We start from the raw sequence: 24,397 nt of genomic DNA, 5'->3' as shown, positions 1-24,397 counted from the left end.
CGCTCCCACAGGATATCTGTGGTGTACACAAATCCCCTGTGGGAGCGAGCTTGCTCGCGAAGGCGCCTTCAGAGTTTCAACTGCCCGATTGCCTTGCTCAGCTCCCCGGCCAATGTCGCCAACTCATTGCTGGTAGTCGCCGAATCCACGGTCTGTTGCACAGTGTTTTCGGTCACATCACGAATGCTCACCACCGCCCGATTCATCTCTTCCGCGACCTGACTCTGCTGCTCGGCCGCCACCGCAATCTGCGTGTTGCTCTCGCGCATCTGCGCCACCGCGCCAGTGATTTCCGCCAGCGCCTCGCCCGCCTCCTGCGCCTGCTGCACGCAGTCGTCGGCCTTGTACGAACTCTCCTGCATGAAGTCCACCGCATCGCGGGTGCCGGCCTGCAGCGCCGAGACCATGGTGGTGATTTCATCGGTGGAAGTCTGAACGCGTTTGGCCAGATTGCGCACCTCGTCGGCGACCACCGCAAAGCCACGGCCCATCTCGCCGGCACGCGCCGCTTCGATGGCGGCGTTGAGGGCAAGCAGGTTGGTTTGCTCGGCGATGCTGTGGATCACACTGACCACACCGTTGATCTTCTGGCTGTCCTCGGCCAGGCGCTGGATCATCTCGGCAGTCTGCTGCACACCGCTGGAGAGTCCGGCAATCGACTGCTGCACCCGACTGACCACTTGTTGACCGCTGCCGGCCAGACCATCGGCGGTCTGCGACAGATCGCGAGTGGCGCCGGCGTGCTGGGCGATGTGATAAACCGTGGCGGTCATCTCGTTGATTGCGGTGGCGGCCTGATCGGTTTCGCTCTGTTGACCGAGCATGCCGTGGCGCACTTCGTTCATGCTCGACGCCAGACGCGCGGCGCCGACGTCCAGTTGCCGCGCCGTGTTGGCAACGGTGGTAACCACGCGCTGATAACCGGCCTGCATCGCGTTGAACGCATTGGCCATCTGCCCGACTTCATCCTTGCAGGCCAGCGGCACGCGTGCCGAGAGGTCACCGCTTTTCTCGACATGCAGCATCACGTCCTTCAACGTGTTGAGCTGACTGAGCAGGAAGCGGATCAGCAGCTGCGAAGCGCAGAGCATGGCGAACATCAAGATGAACACGGCAACGGCGTAGTTGGCAAAGCGTTCGCTGAACACCTGCGCCAGACTTGGGCCATAGGCGATGACCGCGACTTGCTGGCCGTCGGCACGACTGAACACTTCGGCACCCATCAGTGGGTTGTTGCCTAACAGCGGCAGGTGATTGACCTCGTTCCAGCCGTTGCTGTCGCTGATTTCCAGCACAGGCTGGTCGTTGAGGCGCGGTGCTTCACCCCGTTTGAAAGTCAGCACTTGATCGGCCTTGGGCAGCGCCTGCCCGGCCGGCCAGGCCTTGAGCAATTGCGCCTGGGCCTGTGCGGAGGTTTTCGACGCCTGACTGCGGGCCTGCTGCTCAAGCTGCACGGCGTACAACACCAGCAGCAGGGTGGTGACGAAGGCGACCGCATTGACCGCCCAGAATTTGTATTTCAGCGAGATATTGCTAAGCCAGGCACCCATGGAGGTCTTCTCTGATAGCGGAAACAGTTTCGGCAAGGTGCCATTATTGTGCCTCTATGTTGGAAGTCGGGCTTGATGTGGGTCAACAGATCAAAAGATCGCAGCCTTCGGCAGCTCCTACAGGGAATTCACCCTCTCAATGTAGGAGCTGCCGAAGGCTGCGATCTTTTGCTGTTTAAACCAGTGCCGGCAGGTTGAAGAACGCCCGGGCACACGCCGTGGTATGCGCCGCCAGATCGTCCTCGCTCTCGCCGCGGTGCAACGCCACTTCGCGCAGCACTTCGGTCAGATACGCCGGCTCATTACGACCGTTCTTCGGTTTTGGCCGCAAAGTGCGCGGCAGCAGGTACGGCGCGTCGCTTTCGAGCATCAGTCGTCCGCGCTTGATCTCCTTGACCAGCGGATGCAGGTGCGTGCCGCGGCGCTCGTCGCAGATCCAGCCGGTGATGCCGATGTGCAGGTCCAGATCGAGGTAACTGAACAGGGCTTTTTGCTCGCCGGTAAAGCAGTGCACCACGGCGGCGGGCAGTTGATCGCGGAAGTCCCTGAGGATTTCCAGCAGACGCTGACTGGCATCCCGCTCATGCAGGAACACCGGCAATTGCAGTTCTACTGCCAGCGCCAGATGTTCTTCGAGGACTTTTTCCTGTTGCGGGCGCGGCGAGAAATCGCGGTTGAAATCCAGCCCGCATTCACCCACGGCGACCACGTTTGGCTCTTGCAGCAGGCTGCGCAGACGGCGCGCGCTGTCAGCGTTCCAGTCACTGGCCGAATGCGGGTGAATGCCGGCGGTGGCGAACAGATGCTGGCCGCTGTCATCCAGTTGCCGGCAGAGCTCCAGCGCCTGTTCGCTACCCTCGACGCTGGTGCCGGTCAGCACCAATTGGCAGACCCCGGCGGCGTAGGCGCGATCAAGTACCGCCTGATGTTTTTCGGCGAAACTGGGGTTGGTCAGGTTGACGCCGATATCGATGAGTTGCATGGTTCTACCTCGGGCCGAAGGCCGGAAAGCATACCAGAGCAGTAGATTTATAAGAAAAGCCAAGAACTACAACGAGTTATAGCTGTCTTTTGATGCCGTGACGCAGCCCGGGTTGGCGCAAATGCCATCACTGTGCCAGTCTCTCGCACTTTGCCAGCGCTCCAGGCGCTCTGTTTTTGTCGGTGTTTTTGACCGTTCAGCGGTAAAACGCCCCGTATTCTTTCCGGAGAGTGGATGCATCGTCCCTCGGTTTTGCTCCTGCTGTGTGCGTCGCTGCTGCTGCCGATAACGGCGGTTGCGCGCTTGCCCGGGCCCCTGCAAGCCGTGCCGGCCGCCAAGGTTCGCGACCTGTCGGAGATTCGCAGCAGTCGCGTGTTGCGGGTGCTGGTCAACCAGAGCCGCAACAGCTCCGGTGAAGTCCAGGGCCAGGCCATTGGCGTCGAATACCATCGCCTGCGCGCCTTCGAGCAATACCTCAATGGCCACGCCCGTGACGGCCAGGAAATCACCCTCAAGATCATTCCCAAAGCCAAGGATCAACTGCTCGGCGCGCTGCAGCGCGGTGAAGGAGATCTGGTCGCGCCCGGTGAGCTGCTCGATCTGCAACCTGGCCACGCGGTTGCCAGCAGTGAGCCGATCGCCAGCAACGTGCCGCTGGTGCTGGTCGGCATCAAGGGCGAGCGCCGTTACACCAAGGTCGAGCAGCTTTCCGGCAAGACCCTGGCCTTGCCGACCGGCAGTGCGGCGGGGGAGGCGGTCAGCCAGCTCAATCAGAAACTGGCGTTGCACAAACTGGCGCCGATCAAGATCGAATGGGTCGACCCGACACTGGCGGTCGAAGACGTGCTGGAGATGGTGCAGGGCGGGATTTTCCACCTGACCATCGTCGAGCAACCGATCGCCGAGCGTTGGGGCAAGATCCTGCCCAAGCTGCGTTTCGACCGACAATTGATGATCAGCGAGCCGGGTGAGGAATACTGGTTCGTGCGCCGTGATGCCTCGATGTTGCGGGCGAGCATCGATCGCTTTCTGGGCGGCTACAAGAAGCCGGCGAACGAGGATGCAGAGTTTCTGCGGATCTATCGACGGCTCTACCAAGTGCACTATCCGTTGGCCAAGGCTGACCGCCAGCGTCTGGAGAAACTGCGCCCGACCCTGCAAAAACACGCCGACGCACAAAGCATGGACTGGCTGAACCTGGCGGCGCTGGCCTTCAAGGAGTCAGCCCTGCAACCCAGCGCCCGTAGCGGCAGTGGCCCGACCGGGTTGATGCAGATCACCCCGTCCGCAGCGCAGCGGGTCGGCGTGAACAATATTCAGAATCTCGATGCGAACGTGCAGGCCGGGGCCAAATACCTGGCGATGATCCGCCGCAAGTTTTTCAACAGTCCGAAACTCAATGAGCGCGAGCGCATGGCATTCACTCTGGCGGCTTACAACATCGGCCCGGAGAGGGTGCAAGGCATGCGCGCCGAGGCACGCCGGCGCGGGCTGAATCCGAACCAGTGGTTCTTTCAGGTCGAGCGCATCGCCATGGAACAGGTGGGCATGGGTCCCGTCAGCTATGTTAATAGCGTGAACAAGTACTACCTGGCGTACGACCGTGAGCGGGAGTCGTTGGAGCCCCGGGGCCAGAAAGTCGCCTCACGGAAGTAATCGAATAATTTGATTGTTATGGCGGAATAATTGCGCTTTTAACATGAATTTAACTGATTAATATAGCGGCCAATCCCAACACACTTCTCGCTAAACAAGGAATGCCCCATGAGCTCTCTGATCAACAAGGTTCTGTTCACCCGCGCCGGTTACGGCCTGACCATTCTGCGCATCGCGGTCGGCGTGATCTTCGCCGCCCACGGTTCGCAAAAGCTGTTTGGTCTGTTTGGTGGTTATGGTCTGGCGGGCACTGCGCAATACATGGACAGCATCGGCTTGCACCCGGGTTACCTGATGGCCACGCTGGCCGGCGGTACCGAGTTCTTCGCCGGCCTGGCGCTGATCATCGGCCTGCTGGTGCGCCCGGCAGCCTTGGGTTTGACCTTCCTCTCGCTGGTGGCGATTTTCACCGTACACATCAGCAACGGTCTGTTCATGGCCAACAACGGTTACGAGTTTGCCCTGGCGCTGCTCGGTGGCAGCCTCGCGGTGATGATCGAAGGCGCCGGCAAGCTGTCGGTGGATCGCGCCATCGCCGGTTGAGCGCTCTGGATCAAGCAAAAGGCCCGCATTGTGCGGGCCTTTTTTGTTGCGGCTGATTCTTGACACCCGTCGGTCACGTTCTCTAGGATGTTGCTCATGCGCCGATTTAAACAGCTACTTGCGGGGCGCCAGGTGACTCAGACAGTTGCCGTCAGAAGCCGGAACAGGGCTTCGAAATACCGCTAAAGCGCTGGTTCGGTGTTGCCTCTCACCTGCCATGCAGACTTTTGAGGCAGAGACACGACACGATGAATGCACTACGCCCTCCAGCACGTCCCGCGCCGATCACGGCACATATCACCCAGCGCAACCCGAAAATCCTGCTTGGCGGCAAACATCAGCCAACGCTGTTGCGTTATCTCGATGGCTGGCCACGTCGCAGCGGCGGTCCTGCCGCGTTCCTGATCCAGTTCGTTGAAGACGGCGAGTCGCTGGCGCGGTTCGCCAGTGACAGTTTTGATCTGGCAGTGATTCAGGCGCCGAGCGCTGAAGACGCTCCGGAAATGATCAAGCAACTGACCCGCGTTGCGCGGCAGGGTTTGATCACCCGCCGCTGAATCGCTCAGGGATAATCGATCGCCACGATATAGACAAACTGTTCACCGGTTGGCGTCTGTACCCGGACTTCGGCGTCCAGCGCCTTGCCGATCAAGGCGCGGGCCAGTGGTGAGTCGATGCTGATCAGACCCAGTTTCAGATCCAGTTCATCCGGGCCGACGATGCGGTAGCGCGATTGCTTGCCGTCTTCGTCCTCGATGGTGACCCAGGCGCCGAAGTAGACCTTGTTCGGATCGCTGGGTTTTTCGCTGACGACCTTTAGTGCTTCGAGACGCTTGGTGAGAAATCGCACGCGACTGTCGATCTCGCGCAGCATTTTCTTGCCGTAGGTGTACTCGGCGTTTTCCGAGCGATCACCCTGCGCCGCCGCTTCGCTGACCGCTTGCGTCACCTGCGGGCGGCGCACATGCCACAGCTCATGGAATTCGGCGCGCATCCGCGCTTCACCTTCAGGGGTGATCAGCGCGGTGCCGGCGGTGCGGGGAGGGCGATAACGGCTCATGGCAACTTCTTGTGGTGACGAAGGCTGGAGTCTATCAACCCTCGCGCAAGACTGTCAGCGGACTCGCATTCAACGCCCGACGCGTGCCGAACACCCCGGCACCGCCAATCAGTGCAGCGCCAATCAATGGCAACACCAGCAGCCACGGGTGCGGATGCCATGGCAGATCGAATGCGAAGCGATACAACACCAGACTCACCACTTCCGAGCCGATGGCCGCGAGCAGGCCGCTGACCGCCCCGAGCAAGCCGAACTCGATACGCCGGGCCTTGACCAGCAATTGCCGTTGCGCCCCCAGCGCACGTAACAGCGCGCCTTGGCGAATGCGTTCATCCAGCGTTGCCTGCAAGCCGGAGAACAGCACCGCCATCCCCGCCGCCAAGACAAACAACAACACGTATTCCACCGCCAGGGTGACCTGGGCGAGGATGCTGCGCAGTTGTTCCAGCAGCGCTTCGACCTGCAGGATGGTCACCGCCGGAAAGGCCCGCGACAGCTCGACAATCTGCTGATCGTGACCGGGTGCCAGATAGAAACTGGTCAGGTAGGTCGCCGGCAGATCTCTCAGCGTGCCGGGCTGGAAGATCATGAAGAAGTTCGGCTGGAAGTTGTCCCAGTTGATCTCGCGCAGGCTGGCGACCTTCGCCTCACGATTGACCCCGCCGACACTGAACACCATGTGATCGCCGAGTTTGAGCTTGAGGCTTTCGGCGACTTTGCCTTCAACCGATACGCCCGGTACATCATCCGAGGGTTGCCCGGTCCACCACGAACCGGCGGTGAGCTTGTTGCCGGCCGGGAGGTCGGCAGCCCAGGTCAGGCTCAAGTCCCGTTGCACGGCGCGGTCGCCGGCCGAATCCTTGCTGACGATTTGCTGCACCGGTTCGCCGTTGATGCTGATCAGCCGTCCCGGCACCACCGGGTACAGCGGCGCCGCTTGCGCGGACACATTGACCAGATGATCGGTGAAGGCCTGCTTATCGGCGGGCAGAATGTTCAGGGCGAAATAGTTCGGAGCGTTTTTCGGCAACTGGTTTTGCCAGGTGTCGAGCAGTTCGCCGCGCAGCAGGGCAATCAAGGCCATCGACAGCAGGATCAAACCGAACGCCAGCGCTTGCCCGGCCGCTGCCAGCGGATGACGCAGCAACTGGCCCAGACCGAGGCGCCACGGCAGCGGCGCACGGGCGAGCATCCGTCGCAGGCTGTTGAGCAGCAACAGCAGCAAGCCACCCAGCACCAGCGCGGCGACCACGCCACCGCCAAGCAGGGCGAAGGTCAGCAGCAGATCGAGACTCAGACGCCACATGATCAGGCCCAGTGCACCCAGTGCCGCGCCATAGACCATCCAGGTACTCGACGGGATCGGCAGCATGTCACGGCGCAGCACCCGCAGCGGCGGCACCCGACCCAGCGCGGCAAGTGGCGGCAGGGCGAACCCGGCGAGCGCCACCAGCCCGGTGCCGATCCCGGCGAGCGCCGGAAACAACCCACCCGGTGGCACATCGGCGGGCAACAGATCATGCAGCAGAGCGAACAGTCCCAGTTGTGCCAGCCAGCCGAGCACTGCGCCACTGAGGGCAGCGAATAGACCGAGTACGGTCAATTGAATGCTGAACAGCAGCATGGTTTCCCGACGTGACAGACCAAGGCAGCGCAATAGCGCGCTGGCATCGAAGCGGCGGCTGGCGAAGCGGTTGGCCGACAACGCGACTGCAACGCCAGCGAGCAACACTGCGACCAGACTGGCCATGTTCAGATAACGCTCGGCCTTGCCCAGCGCGCCGCCAATCTGCCGGTTGCCGTCGCGGGCATCCTGAATTCGCTGATTCGCCGCCAACCCTGGCTTGATCAGTTGTCGATAGGTTTCCAGTGCCTGTGGTTCGCCGCGCCACAACTCGCGATAGCTCACGCGGCTGCCGGGCTGCACCACACCGGTGGCGGCGAGGTCGTCGAGGTTGATCATCACCCGAGGCGTGAGGCTGTAGAAGTTGCCGGCGCGATCCGGTTCGTAGGTCAACACGCGGGTCAGCTTCAGGGTTTTCATGCCGACGTCGATGCTGTCGCCGATCTTCAGATCCAGCGCAGTCAGCAGACGAGCTTCAACCCAGGCTTCACCGGGTTGCGGCTCGCCGCCCGGCGTTTCAGCGGCAAACGGGGCCGGGGCACTTTTCAGTTCGCCGCGCAGTGGGTAGGCGCGGTCGACGGCTTTGATGCTCGATAACTGAATGCCGTTGTCGGTGGCAATGACGCTGGAAAACTCCACCACCTGCGCATGATTCAAGCGCAGCTCGGTGCCGCTGCGAATCTGTTCGTCGCGGGCCGGCGAGCTGCCCTCAAGCACCAGGTCGGCGCCAAGGAACTCGGTGGCGCGCAGCATCATTGCACCGTTGAGGCGGTTACCGAAGTAGCCGATGGCGGTGCTCGCCGCCACTGCGACGACCAGGGCAAAGAACAGCACGCGCAATTCCCCGGCGCGGGCATCGCGCAGGAGTTGACGTAGGGCGAGACTGAACAGACGCAACAGCGGCAGACGTGCCATCAAGGCTCCAGAGGGGCAACCAGCAGCCCGGCTTCAAGTCGGATCAGGCGCCGGCAGCGATGGGCCAGGCGTTCGTCGTGGGTCACCAGTACCAGAGTAGTGCCGCGTTCCTTGTTCAATTCGAACAGCAAGTCGCTGATGCGCTCGCCGGTGTGGCTGTCGAGGTTGCCGGTGGGTTCGTCGGCGAACAGCACGTCCGGCTCGGCAGCGAAGGCCCGGGCAATCGCCACGCGCTGTTGTTCGCCGCCGGAGAGCTGGCGCGGCGAGTGCGTCAGGCGCTGGCCGAGACCGACCCGTTGCAGCAGTTCGGTGGCGCGTTCGCGGGCGTCTTTGCGGCCATCGAGTTCCAGCGGCAGCATGACGTTTTCCAGGGCGTTGAGGCTGTCGAGCAACTGGAAGGACTGAAAGACGAAACCCACGTGTTCGGCACGGATTCGCGCGCGCTGGTCTTCGTCGAGATTGCTCAGGCCCTGCCCCGCGAGGATGACTTCGCCGCTGCTTGGCAGGTCGAGGCCGGCGAGCAGGCCGAGCAGGGTGGATTTGCCGGAACCGGACGCGCCGACGATGGCCAGGCTGTCGCCCTGGTTCAGTTCCAGGCTGAGTTCGTGCAGGATAGTCAGTTCACCTTCCGCGCTGGGAACCACTTTGCTGAGGTTCTTCGCGGTGAGAATGCTTGCGCCCATGGAGAATCCGATGCGTGTTTGGTTTTTGAGTGCTGGCCTGGCCTTGATGTGCATGGCCCAGAACGCAGCGGCGGGTACTGTCCTGATCGTTGGCGATAGTATCAGCGCCGGTTTCGGACTGGATACCCGCTTGGGGTGGGTATCGCTGCTCGAGCAACGGCTCAAGCAGGAGGGTTTTGACGACAAAGTGGTCAATGCCTCGATCAGCGGCGACACCAGTGCCGGAGGCCAGGCACGCCTGCCGGCGCTGCTTGCAGAGCACAAGCCGGAACTGGTGATCCTTGAGCTTGGGGGCAATGACGGCCTGCGCGGAATGCCGCCAACGCAATTGCAACAAAACCTTGCGGCGATGATCGACAGCTCGCGTCAGAGCGGCGCCAAGGTCCTGTTGCTCGGTATGCAACTGCCGCCCAACTACGGCAAGCGTTACACCGATGCCTTTGCCGAGGTCTACGGCAAACTCGCCGACGATAAAAAAATCCCGTTGGTGCCGTTTTTCCTCGACGGCGTAGGCGGGCATCCCGAGCTGATGCAGGCCGATGGTCTGCACCCGGCAGCCGGGGCTCAGGGCAAGTTGCTGGAAAATGTCTGGCCGACGCTAAAACCCTTGCTTTGAATTGGCCGTACGGAGGCTTCAGAAGGGAGTGAGCTGTTTGCTGTATCCAAACTTGATCCCGGACGCGAAAAATCCTCCGCATTCGCTTTGCCTTCGGCAGGTCAGGCATTCCGGCGCAAACTCATTTTTCCAGTCGCTGATTGATTTTCGGTAATGCGGAAGAATGTCTGGGTTGACCAGACACAGCTGATGGTTGTAGACCGAAACGTTCATTCCATATTTGGTAAGAATCTGTACCGATTTGCTGAGAATGTCTTTGTATTCAATGGGGTCAATCCAAAGCTCATCAAGATTGGCGCGGGTAAACCCCATCATTTCAAGCCCCATCAACGCAACCTGATCGACGAACAAGAGATTGCGCGCAATGAACTCACATAGCTGAGGAAGCCGCTGGATCGACAGTTTGTGCAAGACGACCCGAATCTCAACCTTCTGCCCCAAGCGTTTCAGGTTCAGAATGCCCTGAATGGTTTCGTCGAATGCACCTTGAGCTTGCACGATATAGTCATGAAGGGTTGGATCATCTGAATAGACGGGAATCCCGACCATTGCATCAGGTAGCCCTATTTCCGCATATTTTTCAGCAAACCTTGAGTCTTTGAAGCTTCTTCCGTTCGAAAGGATATGAATGGCGGTTCTCGGTAGGTAGCTTTTCGTCAGGCTGACAATTTTGAGAAAACGCTCCCTATTAGTCGTTGGCTCTCCACCAGTGAATCCTAGCTCGCGGGTTTCTTTTGGGATCAACGGGATCAAGCTTTCGATTTCATCGAGTATCCATGAGTCATCGACTGCTTTGGGCGGCTGTGAGCACATGAGGCAATAGTTGTTGCACTGCTCAGTTAGCAGAATGCTGTTGTTCGGCGACGAAGCCCGAAACAGAACCCGTATGCTTTGACGATCAGCAGAAAGCCGGACAATGTCATTGTTATCGATGTAATCGTAGTCATTCGGCAGAATCGAGTAGTCGGAATCCAGCGGGAGTTCTTTAGCCAAATCCTGATGCTGCTCAGTCAGAAGATAATGCGCAAATCCCACGGGGAGAGGGTGCCCGGTAACCAAGTAAGCCATTTCTCTTCGCAGGATCTGGGGCAGGTCCCTGTTTGTGGAAACCTTGATTAGCGTGAGATCCCTGGAAACATCAACTGCTTGGATGCGGATTATTTTGCCACTGAGCTTTAGCATCGATTGGCCCATCCCATGAAAATCCGTTTTGTGCCTTCGTCGTTTTCCATCAACTCAATGAGGTGCTTAAAGATCGCCATGTTTCGCTTACAAAAGGAGGATTCTGGCTTTCTTCCTACCAGATCCTTGTGCATGGCGTGATGGTAAACAGGTTCTGAGCCACAGAAGGGTTCAAATGCGCAGTCTGAACACATGGGCGAACTCAGTGTGAAGGAATCTTCCAAGGCATCTAAGAGTTGATCCGAGAGGATGATCTCCTCATAGGATTGTTCCAGAATATTACCTAATCTGAAGGTGTGGTCGCCCATTTCAGCAAGCATGCGACTCTCATCCGAAGCGTAAACGGAGCCATCATAATTGAAGACGATGGCAGCAATTCCAGCACCTGCGGGGTTCATCAGATCAACGAATCCGGGGTCTGTTGATGTGAGCATTTTTGCCAGCACAAGCGATGAGTACTGCTCCACAAATCGTATGCCGGACTTGTTCAGCTTGATGATGTATTCAAGACCTTCTTTGTAAAAGTCTAGCCAGCGCTCAGTATCATATGACAGGAATTTCTTGGTTTTGATTGCGAAGCCATACGGCGAGAGAGTTCGGAGAAATATCCCATCAAAGCCGAGGCGCAGGTACTCATCTATGATGGCTTTGACGTGGGGTAGGCTCTTGTCGGTGGTCGTCATCAGAGCAGACACTTGATCGTACCCGAGTGCTGCGCGTGCTTTTGTTAACCCTTCTTCGAATCGTTGGTGACTGTCCCGCCCAGGGCGCGGGCGATTGGCATTGTGGAGATTCACCGGTCCGTCGAGGGAGGATGAAAGGACAATGCGGTGCTGCTTGCAGAAAACAAGCATTTCATCTGTTAACAGCGAAAGCGTGGTTGCAATCACGAACTGAAGGTCACGGCCCTCTTTGAGGTTGCGTTTTTCAGCCTCAAGGACAATGTATTTCACCATCTCAAAATTCAGCAGGGGCTCACCGCCCTGAAACTCAATTTTGATGGCCGGATTCGGTGACATGAAAACGAAATCCAATGACCGATCAGCCATCTCTGAGGTCATGTCGAATTCATCTCTGCTTTCCGATTGCCGTGAGACTTGGCAATAGGGGCAGCTATGGTCACATCGAAGGGTTACAACAAAGATATGCAGATTGGTGAACTGAGCGAGCCTGGACAAGCGGGTGCGTATCTTGAGAGCGAGTAGCTGGAGAGGCGCCTCCTCTTCTTGAAAGCGAATGAACTGCTTCGAACGGAGCGTTGGGATCAGCTCTGAGGTAAGTGGCAGCGTTCTGCTGATCAGCGGTTCGAGTGCAGGCATTGGCAGGACGAGGTACTCGCCCGCCATATTGGTAATGACGTATTCGCAGTCATTTAAACGGTCGAATTTGAATGGCAGCAGCTCGTAAGGGCGTTGCTGAGCATAGAAATCCAGCTTCTGAAATTTACTCACTGATCAGTCCGGTTTTCGAGAAAGCCAGCCCAAGAATCAGGTTTTTGATGGGCAACGTTTCAATATTCAACTGGTAGCGCAGTTGGTAGTCGATCACGTCTTTCTTGAATTCTTGGACAGCGAGTAGAAATGAAGGCTCTTCGACGCCGATATTCGAGGACAAAACGCAGCTAAATTTTCCATCAGCGCACGCGATATCAACCGTCAGCGAGCTCATCGCCCGATAAGCAGCTTTTTGCAGAACTTGCGCTTCGTAAAGCTGCTGGTCAAATACGAGCGTCGTTTCCTGCTTCATGTCAGGAGCCAGAATGATGGGAACTATGTGAACTGTGCGACGAGTGGGAGCTGTGAGAGCTGTGGTAGGCCATGAATTGACCTTGGTCTCCGCGTTTCAGCACAAATGTGAACAGATCGTTGCCGCCGCGTACCGAAAGGTTTTCGCTCTGAGAAGGCGACTGGGTTGCGATTGTTTGGTCAATGGCGGGGACGGTGATCTGGTGAGGTGCTGATGCTGAGGCATGCTCTGTAGAAATTGCTGCTGCCAGAGTCGCCATAGGTACCAAAAAGGAGCGATTTTTCATTATTGGATTTCCTTATCAGGGGTGGGGTTACTCGCTGAGTCTCTCCGTCCGATGAGCGTGATGTCAATGTGGAATTAACTTGGCTGAGCGTTCCGCAGTAAAAATCCGACAGACGTAACAAGGAATCTAGGTTTCAGGCTGATACATCTATGAATAGTCTCCCGTTGGTGCCGTTTTTCCTCGACGGCGTAGGCGGGCATCCCGAGCTGATGCAGGCCGATGGTCTGCACCCGGCAGCCGGTGCTCAGGGCAAGTTGCTTGAAAATGTCTGGCCGACGCTAAAACCGCTGCTTTGAGGCTTTTCTAGCGGCAGGCTTTCGGCTAATGTGGCGCCCCCTTATTTGGAGCCCCCGATGCCGCGTCCTGCCTGGTCCCTGTTTGCCTACCAACTGATCGAGCCTGACGAACAGCTGGATCTGTTCGCCTGCCAGGAAGTGCGGGTGCATCTGGTGACCCGTCAGCTCGAACTCGGTGGCTCGGCAGACCGCACGTTGTGTGGCAGTCTGCTGCCGGCGCAACCGCGCTGGTCGAGTGTGGATCGCCGGGTGTTCCAGGATCAGCGTCTGTGTTCGTTGTGCCGGGCGATTCTTGAATCGCAGAAGCGCGGCACCTCGCCGATCTGGCCGGAGTTGCGTTTCGAGCTTTAAGATCAACAGATCGCAGCCTGCGGCAGATCCTACATGAAGACTTCTGGCTGCCCATCGGCGCATCTCCCCGAATTCTCGAGGTGCGGTGTACAATCGCGCTCTTATACCCTTGTTGATCATGCGAAGGATTTTCCGGATGTTGCCGCGCTTTCCTGCCGTCACCCGCTGCCTGTCACTTGCCGCCCTGTGTGTGGCCGGTCCCGTTGCTGCATTGGAGTTTCCCCTGCCACCACCCGGTGAGGACATCATCGGCCAGGTGCAGGTGATCAAGGCCAAGTACGAAGATACCTTCGCTGACCTGGGCACCCAATACGACCTGGGTTATTCGGAGATGGTTGCGGCCAACCCGGGCGTCGATGCCTGGCTGCCGGGCGCCGGTACCGAAATCGTCCTGCCGACCCGGTTCATTCTGCCGCCGGGTCCGCGTGAAGGCATCGTGATCAACCTTGCTGAATACCGCCTCTACTATTTCCCGAAAGGCCGCAACGTGGTGTACACCTTCCCGCTGGGGATTGGGCGTGAAGGTTGGGGCTCGCCAATCGCGCACACCTCGATCACCGCCAAGACGCCGAACCCGACCTGGACGCCTCCGGCGTCGATCAAGGCCGAGCACGCCGCCGACGGTGATCCGCTGCCGAACGTGGTACCGGCCGGCCCGGACAACCCGCTGGGTCCGTTCAAGTTCACCCTGGGCACTCCGGGCTACCTGATCCATGGTTCGAACAAGAAGTTCGGTATTGGCATGCGCACCAGCCACGGTTGCTTCCGCATGTTCAATAACAACGTGCTGGAAATGGCGGCCATGGTGCCGGTCGGCACTTCGGTGCGCATTCTCAACGATGCGTACAAGTTCGGCAGCAGTGGCGGCAAGGTGTATCTCGAAGCGCACACGCCAATCGATGACAAGGGCAACCCGTCGGTGGTCGACAAGCACACAGCGGTGATCAACGCGATGCTCAAGCGTGAAGATGTCACCAACAATCTGCGCGTGAACTGGGATGTGGTGCGTGACGTAGTGGCGGCCGAAGATGGCCTGCCAACTGAAATCGGCACGCCGAATACCTCGGCGCCGATGGTTTCGAGCACACCGATCGACTTGCAACAGTAAGCGCGATCCGGACCCGCCGATGCTTAAGCGTCGGCGGTTTTTTATTGCCTGGACAAAGCTGCCGGCAATAAAAAAGCCGACCCAAAAAATGGGTCGGCTTGATAACAATCCCGAGGGATTATTACTTGCGGCTAGCTTTGTCCAGCATGCGCAGAGCACGCTCGTTAGCTTCGTCAGCAGTCTGTTGTGCTTTTTGAGCAGCAGCCAGAGCTTCATCAGCTTTACGGTAAGCTTCGTCTGCACGAGCTTGGGAGCGAGCAGCTGCGTCTTCAGTAGCGGTCAGACGTGCTTCGGTTTCTTTCGATGCGCTGCTGCAACCGGTAGCCAGAACTGCGGCCAGAGCCAGAGCAGAGAATTTCAGAACGTTGTTCATCGTGTTCCCCTTCAAGGACTTTCAATTAAGTGGCTTTCTCCTCCGATTGAGGAAATAGCCGGCGTACATACTACCCATTACTTGTAGTAAGTAAACTGACGGAGCGCAAGAAGCAAAAAAAATTGTAGGCGTTGATTCTTTTTCGAGCAACTTTTAACTGGGCTGTATAAAAAATATCCAGCTGCAAGCCCCGGCCTGAGCGTGTTAATGAGAAAAAGTTCCCGCTGCCCGGTGCTGTTTCTGCGTGTTGCACCAAGTCTGCCTAGATGAATTCGTCTACACTTTTGTTCCGATTTTGCATGACGCCTCACATATCTTTGTCACTCTTGAGGTGACTTTAAAGAAGCGCCCGCGTCTTAAGTCTCGACATTCGGCAATGTTCCGGTGAGCGCTTCGGGAAGATCCTCCCTGCTCTCGCCGCTGCGTCCATCGGAGTCACCCGGTCAACCAGCATGATGACGAGCGCACCTTGAGCATTTTCGCCAATGGTGCCTACTATTTATCACGTGCTCGGTTGTGCGAGATCGGTGTGGTTTTTCTCGGTGTCCATCAGGCACGGGGTGGCGTAGATGTTCCTTCGCCGGAAAAACATCGGTAAGGTAGGGGTCAGAATTCAAGACCCGCGAGGAGTAGTGATGAGCGAGGCGTTGTCCATCCACCATGACCAGGCTGGTCATCAGTTCGAGACCAATGTGGACGGTCATCGTGCCTACCTGACCTATATGGATCTGGGGAAACAGACCCTGGATATCTATCGCACCTTCGTGCCCAATGCCTTGCGCGGCCGTGGCATTGCCGCCGCGCTGACCGAAAGCGCGCTGCAGTACGCCGAAGAAATGGGCTACACGGTGATCCCGTCGTGCTCCTACGTCGAGCGCTACATGGAGCGTCATCAGCGCCGCGCCGCCAAGATCTGAATCGCACACACAAAAACGCCGGGCAATGCCCGGCGTTTTTTTATGCCCGTGAAACGCAGATCAGCTGCGCTGACGTTTCGGCAGAACATCCTTGAGCTTGGCGTGCATGCTGCGCAGGGTGTTCTCGGTGGCGGACCAGTCGATGCAGGCATCGGTGATCGACACGCCGTATTGCAGGTCGGCGAGGTCTTTCGGGATGGCCTGGCAGCCCCAGTTCAGATGACTCTCGACCATCAGACCGATGATCGACTGGTTGCCTTCGAGGATCTGGTTGGCGACGTTCTCCATCACCAGCGGTTGCAGGGCCGGGTCCTTGTTGGAGTTGGCGTGACTGCAATCGACCATGATGTTCGGTTTGATCTTCGCCTTGTTCAGCGCCTGCTCGCACAGGGCGACGCTGACCGAATCGTAGTTCGGCTTGCCGTTGCCGCCACGCAGCACCACGTGACCGTAGGCGTTGCCCTTGGTGGTGACAATCGACACGCCACCTTCCTGGTTGATACCGAGGAAACGGTGCGGGCTGGACACCGACTGCAGGGCATTGATCGCCACGGTCAGGCCGCCGTCGGTGCCGTTCTTGAAGCCGACGGCTGAGGACAGGCCGGAAGCCATTTCACGGTGGGTCTGGGATTCGGTGGTACGCGCGCCGATGGCCGACCAGCTGATCAGATCCTGCAGGTACTGCGGGGAGATCGGGTCGAGCGCTTCGGTGGCGGTCGGCAGGCCTTTCTCGGCCAGGTCCAGCAGCAACTGGCGGCCAATGTGCAGACCGTCCTGAATCTTGAACGAGTCATCCAGGTACGGATCGTTGATCAGGCCTTTCCAGCCGACGGTGGTCCGTGGCTTCTCGAAATACACGCGCATGACCAGATACAGGGTGTCGGAGACTTCCGCCGCCAGCACCTTGAGGCGATCGGCGTATTCGTGGGCAGCCTTGATATCGTGGATCGAGCACGGGCCGATCACTACGAACAGACGGTGGTCGGTGCCATCAAGAATGTTGCGAATGACTTCGCGGCCCTTGGTGACGGTGCGCAGGGCAGCGTCGCTCAGAGGGATATCACGCTTGAGCTGATCGGGAGTGATCAGGGTCTCGTTAGAGGCGACGTTTAGGTCGTTGATCGGTAAATCAGCCATCGTTTACTCGTCAGGTCACGGGTGCCGGCCGCCAGCGATCCCCGCGCGGCGGAGCACAGCAGATTTAAGCGCGTCGGGGAGCCGAACCTTAGCGCGTCAGACGCGGCTCGACAATGGGCAAACGCGGCTTTAATCCAGCACTGGCTGGGCAAAAGCCTTGCGCACGCTGTCGTGCGAGAACTCGTCGGCGTGTTGTTCGACCCATTGCAGGGCCAGCGCCTGAATATCCTGCAGATCGTCGTGGGCCTCGTTCATGCGGCAATAACGTTCGATCTGGCACACCTGTTCGCCCATCCGGGCACTGAACAGCGTCTGCTCATCGGTGAACGCGATCCCCACCAGATAGCCTTTTTTGCGCCGCAGACACCATGCGACATAGCCCGGATAACAGATGTCGGCATTGAGTGTCGGCATGCGCACCTGCAGCGCCGTGCCGTGGCGCCAGGCGCGGTGATAATTGCAAGCGATCCCGCCTAGGCTGATAGTGTGCAGCTGTTGCCTGGAAATACACTCGGGCTTGAGCAAGGTTAATTCAACCGGCACTTCGTCCGGATGAGGAATGAAACGTCCCATGAGCACAGACTCCCTGTGTCGGCCATTTGACATTGTTTCCCCCAGTATAGTGGTCGAATCCAAGCTGACCGATTTCGACGCCGACCAGCGGCTGCTGGCGATGAGCGGCGTTTCGCTGGTGATTTTCACCAGTGTCGGCTGTTCCAGCTGCCGCTATGCCAGAGAGGTGTTGCCCGGGTTCGAGCTGGCGGTGGATCGCCTGTGCTGGATCGATGCCGGCAACAACGGCGGGTTGGTGGAGCGCTATCAGGTCTTTCATTTGCCGGCGCTGTTTGTGGTGCGCGACGGCGAGTTCTTTGGGGCATTGCACACGCGCCTGACCGCCGCTGCGCTGAACGCGGCTGTGGCTCAGGCACTGGGTCGAATTGCAGAGGAGTTGCCATAGATGGTGGGAGCAGACAGCAAACCGGTGATCGGGATCATCGGCACCGGCGCGATTGGCGGGTTTTACGGGCTGATGCTGGCGCGGGCCGGTTTCGATGTGCACTTTTTACTGCGCAGTGAATTCTCGGCGGTGGCCGAACGTGGTTTGCAGGTGGACAGTGCGGTGCATGGCACGCTGACGCTGAACCCGGTGCAAGCGTATGCCAAGGCCGAGGACATGCCGGCCTGCGACTGGTTGCTGGTCGGCGCCAAGACCACCAGCAGCGCCGGTCTGGCCCCGGCGATCATTGCTGCGGCCAGGCCCGGCGCGAAAGTGCTGGTGCTGCAAAACGGTCTGGACGTCGAAGACAGCCTGCGCGAGTTGCTCCCCGACTCCCTGCATCTGCTCGGTGGTCTGTGCCTGATCTGCGTGCATCGCGAAGGGCCGGGCCACATCACCCATCAGGCGTTGGGGGCGGTGAATGTCGGCTATCACAGTGGCTCGGCGGCGGATGAAGCGGCGCGCACGGCACTGGTCGAGGAGGGCGCCGGTCTGTTCCGCGCCGCCGGTATCGATTCGCAAGCGATGGCCAATCTGCATCAGGCACGCTGGCAGAAACTGGTGTGGAATATTCCCTACAACGGGCTCTCGGTGTTGCTCGGTGCCGGCACTACGCCGCTGATGGCTGACGCTGATAGTCGCGCGCTGATCCAGGCGTTGATGGCCGAAGTGGTGCAGGGCGCGAGGGCTTGTGGTCATGAAATACCGCCCGGTTATGCCGAATACCTATTCATGATGACTGAAAATATGCCTGACTATTGGCCGAGCATGTACCACGATTTCCTGCACAAGCGGCCGCTGGAACTAGAGGCTATTTACGCCCGGCCATTGGCCGCCGCCAAAGCGGCAGGATGTGAGTTGCCACGGATCGAAGCGCTGTATCGCACATTGAGTTTCATCGACCGACGCAACACCTGAGTCGGTTTTCTGGGGGAGTGGGGAAGGCATGGCCAAGAACATCGATGACAAACTGGTGCTGGCGATTTCGTCTCGCGCCTTGTTCGACCTGAGCGAGAGTCACAAGGTCTACCTGGCGAGCGGTGTCGAAGCCTATAGGCAATACCAGATCGAGCACGAAGACGAGATTCTCGCGCCCGGCGATGCCTTTCCCCTGGTGGAAAAACTCCTGAGCCTCAACAGTCGCCTCGACCGCGTCCGGGTCGAGGTGATTCTGGTTTCGCGCAACAGCGCCGACACCGGCCTGCGCGCCTTCAATTCAATCCATCATTATGGGCTGGACATTTCCCGGGCGGCCTTCGTCGGCGGGCGCAGTCCCTATCCGTACCTCAAAGCCTTTGGCTGTGACTTGTTTCTGTCGACGCACGCCGAGGATGTGCGCGCCGCGCTGGAAGCAGGATTTGCGGCGGCGACGATCCTGTCCGGTGGCGCCAGTCGCGCCGCCAGTGACGAATTGCGCATCGCCTTCGACGGCGACGCGGTGCTGTTTTCCGATGAGTCCGAGCGCATTTATCAGTCCGGCGGGCTGGAGGCGTTCCAGGCCAAGGAACGTGAGTCGGCACGCGAGCCCTTGCGCGGCGGGCCGTTCAAAGGTTTTCTGGCGGCCCTCAATGCGCTACAACGCGAGTTCCCCGAGGACGACTGCCCGATCCGCACGGCGCTGGTCACCGCGCGTTCGGCGCCGGCGCATGAGCGGGTGATTCGTACCTTGCGCGAATGGGATATCCGTCTCGACGAGTCGCTGTTTCTCGGCGGGCTGACCAAATCGGCGTTTCTCGAAGCCTTCGCTGCCGATGTGTTCTTCGACGATCAGACCGGCCACTGCGAGGCCGCGCGCGAAGTGGTCGCCACCGGTCACGTACCGCATGGCATCAGCAACGAACCGTCGATCTAAAGCCCCTGTGCTTCAAGACGTTGCGTGGCACGTCGTACTCGCCAAGGCACTGCTAAGCTGAATCAATCTCCGCCATGTTGGCACGCGAGGAGGTCATATGATTCGTTCGATGCTGTATGCCACTGACCTCGGTCTGTACGCACCGTTAGTGATGCAGCATGCCTTGGCGCTGGCGCGGACATTCAATGCCGACTTGTATGTGGTGCATGCAGTGGAACCCATGGGGCTGTTTGCCGAATCGGTGTTGCAGAGTTATCTCGACGAACAGGCATTGAACGAATTTCACAGTCAGGGTCTGAAAACTGTCATCGCCAATATCGAGCAGCGGGTGCTGGACAGTTTTCGTGAAGAACTCGGCGACGAGGGCGAGCAGGATCTGCAGCGGATTCGCGCGGTTCGGGTAGTGCAGGGCGATCCGGCGCAGGTGATTCTCGACCAGGTGCAGAAACTCTCTGTGGATTTGCTGATCGTAGGCACTCACAGCCACGGCGTAGGGGCGGAAACGCCTTTGGGGCGCACGGCGACCCGGGTCCTGCAATTGGCCAAGGTGCCGGTTTATCTGGTGCCGTTGGTGGAGCGTCGGCGCCGGGAGGATCGCTGAAGCGGGAATAATGGCGTTTTGATAAAAAAGTTCTAGATTTATTCGTCAAACCATTAATATAGTTATATACCGTCGCTGATGCCCGTGGCGTCTACCTGCTTTGAGGGATACATATGAAGCTTCAACAATTGCGCTACATCTGGGAAGTGGCGCACCACGACCTCAACGTTTCCGCTACCGCCCAAAGCCTTTACACCTCGCAACCGGGTATCAGTAAACAGATCCGCCTGCTGGAAGACGAACTTGGCGTTGAAGTGTTTGCCCGCAGCGGCAAGCACCTGACCCGCGTCACCCCGGCCGGCGAGCGCATCATCACCACCGCCGGCGAAATCCTGCGCAAGGTTGAAAGCATCAAGCAGATTGCCCAGGAATTCTCCAACGAGAAGAAAGGCACCCTGTCGATCGCCACCACCCACACCCAGGCGCGTTATGCATTGCCGCCGGTGATCAGCAATTTCATCAAGCAATACCCGGACGTGGCGCTGCACATGCATCAGGGTTCGCCGATGCAGATCGCCGAGATGGCCGCTGACGGCACCGTCGATTTCGCCATCGCCACCGAAGCACTGGAACTGTTCGGCGATCTGGTGATGATGCCGTGCTATCGCTGGAACCGTTGCGTGGTCGTGCCGCAGGGCCACCCGCTGACCAAGCTGCCGAAACTGACCCTCGAAGCGCTGGCCGAATATCCGATCGTGACTTACGTGTTCGGTTTCACCGGTCGTTCGAAACTCGACGAAGCCTTCAGCCATCGTGGCCTGACGCCGAAAGTGGTGTTCACCGCGGCCGACGCCGACGTGATCAAAACCTACGTGCGTCTGGGCCTGGGTGTGGGCATCGTCGCCAAAATGGCGGTCGACACCAAACTCGATAACGACCTGGTGGTGCTGGATGCCAGCGAGCTGTTCGAGTCGAGCATCACCAAGATCGGTTTCCGTCGCGGTACTTTCCTGCGTGGTTTCATGTGCGACTTCATCGAGAAGTTCGCCCCGCACCTGACCCGCGAAGTGATGGCCAAAGCCATCCAGTGCCACAACAAGCAGGAGCTGGAAGAGCTGTTCGACGGCGTCGAACTGCCGGTCCACTAAGACCCTGTCTCAAAGCACCTCGGTGACAGCGAACTGTTGCCGGGTGCCCGCCACCAGAATCTCCACCTCATCACCTTCGAACTTGCCCAGCAGGCTTTTGCCCAACGGTGAGCGCGGGGAGATGACGGTAATCGGTTGACCCACCACATCGACTTTCAGGCCCGCCGCATCCGGGGCCAGAAACAGCCATTGCTCGCGACCCTTTTCGTCTTCCAGACCCAGCAGGGCGCCGATCTCGATGCCGCGATTTTCGTCGTAGGCGCGCAGCGTCAGGTTCTGGCACAGCGCCAGTGACTGACGGATTTCCTCGACCCGTTTCGCCTGGCCCGCTGCCAGATAAGACGCCTCAAGCCCGAGCGTGTCGTACTTGTTCTCGGCGATGTTCTCCTCGTGGGTCGCGGTTTCGTAAGCGGTCTGCGCGGCGCGTTCGGCGATGTCGAGGTCGACGCGCAGTTTGTCGAGGATCAGTTGGTGGACGGTGTGTTTGTTCATGATCAATCGCAGAATTGCAAAACGTTGGCGCGGCTCTTTTCGCTCGGTGCGGTCTGGTCCTGTTGCAGCCAGAACTGGCACTTGGGATTCGACTGGTTGCGCGTGCTGCTGCGAGCCTGATCGAGGCGATTCTGCTGCTCGTTCTTGCGCAGGTTTTCCTCATATTGGTCGAACAGCGGACTCTGTGGCGGAATGTCCGGTTGCACCTGGACCGCCGCTGGCGGCTTGGCCAGTTGCTGCACGGCCTGGGCAACCGGTGCCAGTTGCTCGGTCAACACGAACCGCGAAATCAGCCAGCAGGTCAGGGCGATGGCCAGAAAGCCCAGCCACATGCCCAGGGCAATGCTGCCGGTCAGTTGCAGCGCGCTAAGCTGAACGGGCAAGGGACGACGCGGGTTGGGGCGATAGGGCATGGCTGCCTCCTGGCGGATGATTGCGGGCAAGTGGCGATTGTCGCACGAAGATTAATCGCCGTCGGCTCTTCTGCGCGAGGTCATTTATGCGGACAATCAGCGCTTTTGCCAACGGGAGACTTGCATGCCGGTACCGAAAACCCGCTGGGATATTTTTTGCACCGTGGTCGACAACTATGGCGACATCGGCGTGACCTGGCGTCTGGCCCGGCAACTGGTGGCCGAACATGGTGTGACGGTGCGGCTGTGGGTCGATGACCTGCGCGCCTTCGAACGTATCTGCCCCGAGATCGACATCCACCTGGCGCAGCAATCGCAGCAGGGCGTCGAGGTGTGGCACTGGCCGAGCGACTGGCCGCAAACGGAAGCCGCCGCCGATGTGGTGATCGCCGCATTTGCCTGCCAGTTGCCACCGGCGTACATGGACGCCATGGCCGAGCGGCAACGGCCACCGCTGTGGATGAACCTCGATTACCTCAGCGCCGAAGACTGGGTCAGCGGTTGTCACGGTTTGCCGTCAGTGAAGTACAAGTCGGTGCAGAAGTTTTTCTTCTTTCCCGGGTTTCAGCCGGGCACGGGCGGTTTGCTGCGTGAAAGAGGCCTGCTTGAGCGGCGTCGGCAATTTCAGCAGGATGCAGCTGCGCAGCGACAATTCCTGCAAGCCCTGGGCGTAGATCGCGCAGCGGACGCACAACTGATTTCGTTGTTTGCCTACGAGAACGCCGGTCTCGCCAGTTGGCTGGATGTGCTGGCCGCCGATGACGCGCCCACCCATCTGCTGGTGCCAGAAGGGCGGATTCTCGGTGACGTTGCGCGCTGGCTTCGGGTCGACTCTCTGGCTGTTGGTGACCTGAACGTGCGTCAGGCGCTGACGGTACAGGTGCTGCCGTTCGTCCGTCAGGATCAATACGATCAGTTGCTGTGGTGCTGCGATTTCAACGCAGTGCGCGGTGAAGACTCGTTCGTCCGGGCGCAGTGGGCCGGGCGACCGATGCTCTGGCACATCTATCAGCAGGACGAAGACATTCACCTCGACAAGCTCGATGCCTTTCTCGCGCTCTACACCAAAGGGCTTTCGCCGGCCGCAGTCGAGGCGATGAGCGGTCTGTGGCGGGCCTGGAGTGCCGGGCAGCCGATCGGCGAGCACTGGCTCCAGGCCCGTAAACACTGGCCAGAACTGCAGGAAAACGCCGAGGCGTGGTGTCTGGAACAAGGCTTGCAGGCGGATCTTGCCACGGCGCTGGTAAGGTTTTACCTAAATTGGATATGATACGCGGCCTAGATTTTTGTAAATCCCATCCAAATTCGGATATTCGCAATGAAAACTGGTAAAGAACTCAAACCCGGTACCGTGATCCGTATCGACAACGATCCTTGGCTGGTTCAGAAAGCTGAATTCACCAAGTCGGGCCGTAACAGCGCGATCATGAAGACCAAGCTGAAGAACCTGCTGACCGGTTACAAGACCGAAACCGTTTACGGTGCGGACGACAAGCTGGACGACGTGATCCTCGACCGCAAAGAAGCGACCCTGTCCTTCATCAGCGGCGACACCTACACGTTCATGGACACCACTGACTACACCATGTACGAGCTGAACGCCGAAGACATCGAAAGCGTTCTGCCTTTCGTTGAAGAAGGCATGACCGACGTTTGCGAAGCCGTGTTCTTCGAAGAGCGTCTGGTTTCCGTAGAACTGCCGACCACCATCGTGCGTCAGGTTGACTACACCGAAGGTTCCGCTCGCGGTGACACTTCCGGCAAGGTGATGAAGCCTGCCAAACTGAAGAACGGTACCGAGCTGTCGGTTGCTGACTTCATCGAAATCGGCGACATGATCGAGATCGATACCCGCGAAGGCGGTTCCTACAAAGGCCGTGCCAAATAAGCACTGCTTTTTACGGAAAGAAAAAGCCCGACCATTGAGTC

At 58.9% G+C, this 24,397-nt stretch carries 28 protein-coding genes and 1 pseudogene; 15 read left to right on the top strand and 14 right to left on the bottom strand.

The features are described 5' to 3' along the window. Positions 1 to 68 precede the first annotated feature (68 nt). Entirely contained in the window at positions 69 to 1,550 is a 1,482-nt protein-coding gene (locus PMI25_RS25645) for a methyl-accepting chemotaxis protein (RefSeq protein ID WP_007963697.1), read from the bottom strand. Between the two features lie 175 nt (positions 1,551 to 1,725). After that, positions 1,726 to 2,532, bottom strand: coding sequence for a TatD family hydrolase (locus PMI25_RS25640; protein WP_007963698.1), 807 nt, complete (start codon positions 2,530 to 2,532; stop codon positions 1,726 to 1,728). 234 nt (positions 2,533 to 2,766) lie between these two features. Between PMI25_RS25640 and PMI25_RS25635 the strand changes: the two genes are divergently transcribed. From PMI25_RS25635 to PMI25_RS25625, 3 genes are all read left to right on the top strand, one after another. After that, positions 2,767 to 4,188, top strand: a complete 1,422-nt coding sequence (locus tag PMI25_RS25635; protein WP_024164498.1) for a transglycosylase SLT domain-containing protein — start codon at positions 2,767 to 2,769, stop codon at positions 4,186 to 4,188. Positions 4,189 to 4,296: 108 nt separating this feature from the next. Further along, positions 4,297 to 4,731 carry a DoxX family protein gene (locus PMI25_RS25630; RefSeq protein WP_007964771.1) on the top strand — a complete coding sequence of 145 codons (435 nt, stop codon included), beginning with the start codon at positions 4,297 to 4,299 and terminating at the stop codon, positions 4,729 to 4,731. A 248-nt stretch (positions 4,732 to 4,979) separates the two neighbouring features. After that, positions 4,980 to 5,288, top strand: a complete 309-nt coding sequence (locus tag PMI25_RS25625) for a hypothetical protein (protein ID WP_003226820.1) — start codon at positions 4,980 to 4,982, stop codon at positions 5,286 to 5,288. A 5-nt stretch (positions 5,289 to 5,293) separates the two neighbouring features. Here the strand turns inward: PMI25_RS25625 and greB are convergent, their stop codons facing one another. From greB to PMI25_RS25610, 3 genes are read right to left on the bottom strand one after another with little or no spacing between them, the layout of a single operon-like run. Next, positions 5,294 to 5,791 carry a transcription elongation factor GreB gene (gene greB, locus PMI25_RS25620; RefSeq protein WP_007964774.1) on the bottom strand — a complete coding sequence of 166 codons (498 nt, stop codon included), beginning with the start codon at positions 5,789 to 5,791 and terminating at the stop codon, positions 5,294 to 5,296. A gap of 34 nt (positions 5,792 to 5,825) precedes the next feature. Beyond that, positions 5,826 to 8,330, bottom strand: coding sequence for an ABC transporter permease (locus tag PMI25_RS25615; RefSeq protein ID WP_007964776.1), 2,505 nt, complete (start codon positions 8,328 to 8,330; stop codon positions 5,826 to 5,828). Beyond that, complete coding sequence (locus PMI25_RS25610; protein WP_007964778.1) at positions 8,330 to 9,013, bottom strand: ABC transporter ATP-binding protein; 684 nt, start codon at positions 9,011 to 9,013, stop codon at positions 8,330 to 8,332. The genes PMI25_RS25615 and PMI25_RS25610 overlap by 1 nt, the downstream gene beginning before the upstream one ends. Before the next feature lie 10 nt (positions 9,014 to 9,023). On the opposite strand from PMI25_RS25610, the gene PMI25_RS25605 reads away from it, so the two are divergent. Continuing rightward, positions 9,024 to 9,629, top strand: a complete 606-nt coding sequence (locus tag PMI25_RS25605; protein WP_007964780.1) for an arylesterase — start codon at positions 9,024 to 9,026, stop codon at positions 9,627 to 9,629. A gap of 18 nt (positions 9,630 to 9,647) precedes the next feature. Here PMI25_RS25605 and hxsC read toward each other — a convergent pair whose 3' ends face one another. The 4 genes from hxsC to hxsA2 are packed head-to-tail and all read right to left on the bottom strand — an operon-like array spanning position 9,648 to position 12,843. Next, a complete protein-coding gene (hxsC, locus tag PMI25_RS25600) occupies positions 9,648 to 10,811 on the bottom strand; it encodes a His-Xaa-Ser system radical SAM maturase HxsC (protein WP_045122198.1) in 1,164 nt (387 codons plus the stop codon). After that, positions 10,805 to 12,262, bottom strand: a complete 1,458-nt coding sequence (gene hxsB, locus PMI25_RS25595; RefSeq protein ID WP_007964784.1) for a His-Xaa-Ser system radical SAM maturase HxsB — start codon at positions 12,260 to 12,262, stop codon at positions 10,805 to 10,807. Before hxsB ends, hxsC begins: the two co-directional genes overlap by 7 nt. Next, positions 12,255 to 12,557, bottom strand: coding sequence for a hypothetical protein (locus PMI25_RS25590; RefSeq protein ID WP_007964786.1), 303 nt, complete (start codon positions 12,555 to 12,557; stop codon positions 12,255 to 12,257). Before PMI25_RS25590 ends, hxsB begins: the two co-directional genes overlap by 8 nt. Position 12,558: 1 nt before the next feature. Beyond that, positions 12,559 to 12,843, bottom strand: a complete 285-nt coding sequence (gene hxsA2, locus PMI25_RS30040) for a His-Xaa-Ser repeat protein HxsA2 (RefSeq protein WP_081755238.1) — start codon at positions 12,841 to 12,843, stop codon at positions 12,559 to 12,561. Between the two features lie 161 nt (positions 12,844 to 13,004). On the opposite strand from hxsA2, the pseudogene PMI25_RS28345 reads away from it, so the two are divergent. The 3 genes and pseudogenes from PMI25_RS28345 to PMI25_RS25580 form a co-directional block, all read left to right on the top strand. Next, positions 13,005 to 13,139: pseudogene (locus PMI25_RS28345) on the top strand (arylesterase); the annotation flags it as partial. 57 nt (positions 13,140 to 13,196) lie between these two features. Further along, complete coding sequence (locus PMI25_RS25585) at positions 13,197 to 13,490, top strand: hypothetical protein (RefSeq protein ID WP_003226812.1); 294 nt, start codon at positions 13,197 to 13,199, stop codon at positions 13,488 to 13,490. A 136-nt stretch (positions 13,491 to 13,626) separates the two neighbouring features. Next, positions 13,627 to 14,598 (top strand): L,D-transpeptidase family protein, encoded by a 972-nt coding sequence (locus PMI25_RS25580; protein WP_007964790.1) that lies wholly within the window; start codon positions 13,627 to 13,629, stop codon positions 14,596 to 14,598. A 121-nt stretch (positions 14,599 to 14,719) separates the two neighbouring features. Here the strand turns inward: PMI25_RS25580 and oprI are convergent, their stop codons facing one another. Further along, a complete protein-coding gene (gene oprI / locus PMI25_RS25575; protein WP_003199355.1) occupies positions 14,720 to 14,971 on the bottom strand; it encodes an outer membrane lipoprotei OprI in 252 nt (83 codons plus the stop codon). 635 nt (positions 14,972 to 15,606) lie between these two features. On the opposite strand from oprI, the gene PMI25_RS25570 reads away from it, so the two are divergent. Further along, positions 15,607 to 15,888 carry a GNAT family N-acetyltransferase gene (locus PMI25_RS25570; protein WP_003226804.1) on the top strand — a complete coding sequence of 94 codons (282 nt, stop codon included), beginning with the start codon at positions 15,607 to 15,609 and terminating at the stop codon, positions 15,886 to 15,888. A 60-nt stretch (positions 15,889 to 15,948) separates the two neighbouring features. Here PMI25_RS25570 and PMI25_RS25565 read toward each other — a convergent pair whose 3' ends face one another. After that, on the bottom strand, positions 15,949 to 17,025 hold the full coding sequence (locus PMI25_RS25565; protein ID WP_007908583.1) for a 3-deoxy-7-phosphoheptulonate synthase: 1,077 nt from the start codon (positions 17,023 to 17,025) through the stop codon (positions 15,949 to 15,951). Positions 17,026 to 17,154: 129 nt separating this feature from the next. Then, on the bottom strand, positions 17,155 to 17,598 hold the full coding sequence (locus PMI25_RS25560) for a PilZ domain-containing protein (protein ID WP_007964792.1): 444 nt from the start codon (positions 17,596 to 17,598) through the stop codon (positions 17,155 to 17,157). Here PMI25_RS25560 and PMI25_RS25555 point away from each other — a divergent pair. From PMI25_RS25555 to cysB, 5 genes are all read left to right on the top strand, one after another. Next, entirely contained in the window at positions 17,597 to 17,983 is a 387-nt protein-coding gene (locus PMI25_RS25555) for a thioredoxin family protein (protein ID WP_052026419.1), read from the top strand. The two genes, PMI25_RS25560 and PMI25_RS25555, sit on opposite strands and share 2 nt — an antisense overlap. Continuing rightward, positions 17,984 to 18,940: a putative 2-dehydropantoate 2-reductase gene (locus PMI25_RS25550; protein WP_007964796.1), complete on the top strand. Its 957-nt coding sequence runs from the start codon at positions 17,984 to 17,986 to the stop codon at positions 18,938 to 18,940. 28 nt (positions 18,941 to 18,968) lie between these two features. Continuing rightward, entirely contained in the window at positions 18,969 to 19,874 is a 906-nt protein-coding gene (locus PMI25_RS25545) for a 5'-nucleotidase (RefSeq protein ID WP_007964799.1), read from the top strand. A gap of 97 nt (positions 19,875 to 19,971) precedes the next feature. Then, on the top strand, positions 19,972 to 20,475 hold the full coding sequence (locus PMI25_RS25540; RefSeq protein ID WP_007964801.1) for a universal stress protein: 504 nt from the start codon (positions 19,972 to 19,974) through the stop codon (positions 20,473 to 20,475). 113 nt (positions 20,476 to 20,588) lie between these two features. Beyond that, the gene (gene cysB / locus PMI25_RS25535; protein WP_007908591.1) at positions 20,589 to 21,563 is read left to right on the top strand and encodes an HTH-type transcriptional regulator CysB; all 975 of its coding nucleotides are present in this window, start codon (positions 20,589 to 20,591) and stop codon (positions 21,561 to 21,563) included. Positions 21,564 to 21,572: 9 nt separating this feature from the next. On the opposite strand, the gene PMI25_RS25530 is transcribed toward cysB, so the two are convergent. Both PMI25_RS25530 and PMI25_RS25525 read right to left on the bottom strand, forming a co-directional pair. Then, positions 21,573 to 22,055, bottom strand: a complete 483-nt coding sequence (locus PMI25_RS25530; RefSeq protein ID WP_007964803.1) for a GreA/GreB family elongation factor — start codon at positions 22,053 to 22,055, stop codon at positions 21,573 to 21,575. Between the two features lie 2 nt (positions 22,056 to 22,057). Beyond that, the gene (locus PMI25_RS25525) at positions 22,058 to 22,468 is read right to left on the bottom strand and encodes a hypothetical protein (protein ID WP_007964805.1); all 411 of its coding nucleotides are present in this window, start codon (positions 22,466 to 22,468) and stop codon (positions 22,058 to 22,060) included. 124 nt (positions 22,469 to 22,592) lie between these two features. Here PMI25_RS25525 and earP point away from each other — a divergent pair, with 124 nt between their 5' ends. Further along, positions 22,593 to 23,738 carry an elongation factor P maturation arginine rhamnosyltransferase EarP gene (gene earP / locus PMI25_RS25520; RefSeq protein WP_007964806.1) on the top strand — a complete coding sequence of 382 codons (1,146 nt, stop codon included), beginning with the start codon at positions 22,593 to 22,595 and terminating at the stop codon, positions 23,736 to 23,738. A 48-nt stretch (positions 23,739 to 23,786) separates the two neighbouring features. Beyond that, positions 23,787 to 24,356, top strand: a complete 570-nt coding sequence (locus tag PMI25_RS25515) for an elongation factor P (RefSeq protein ID WP_003226785.1) — start codon at positions 23,787 to 23,789, stop codon at positions 24,354 to 24,356. Positions 24,357 to 24,397 lie beyond the last annotated feature (41 nt).

The sequence above is a fragment of the Pseudomonas sp. GM30 genome, from assembly GCF_000282275.2.
Lineage (GTDB): Bacteria > Pseudomonadota > Gammaproteobacteria > Pseudomonadales > Pseudomonadaceae > Aquipseudomonas.
This window is presented reverse-complemented; position numbering and strand designations above follow the sequence as displayed.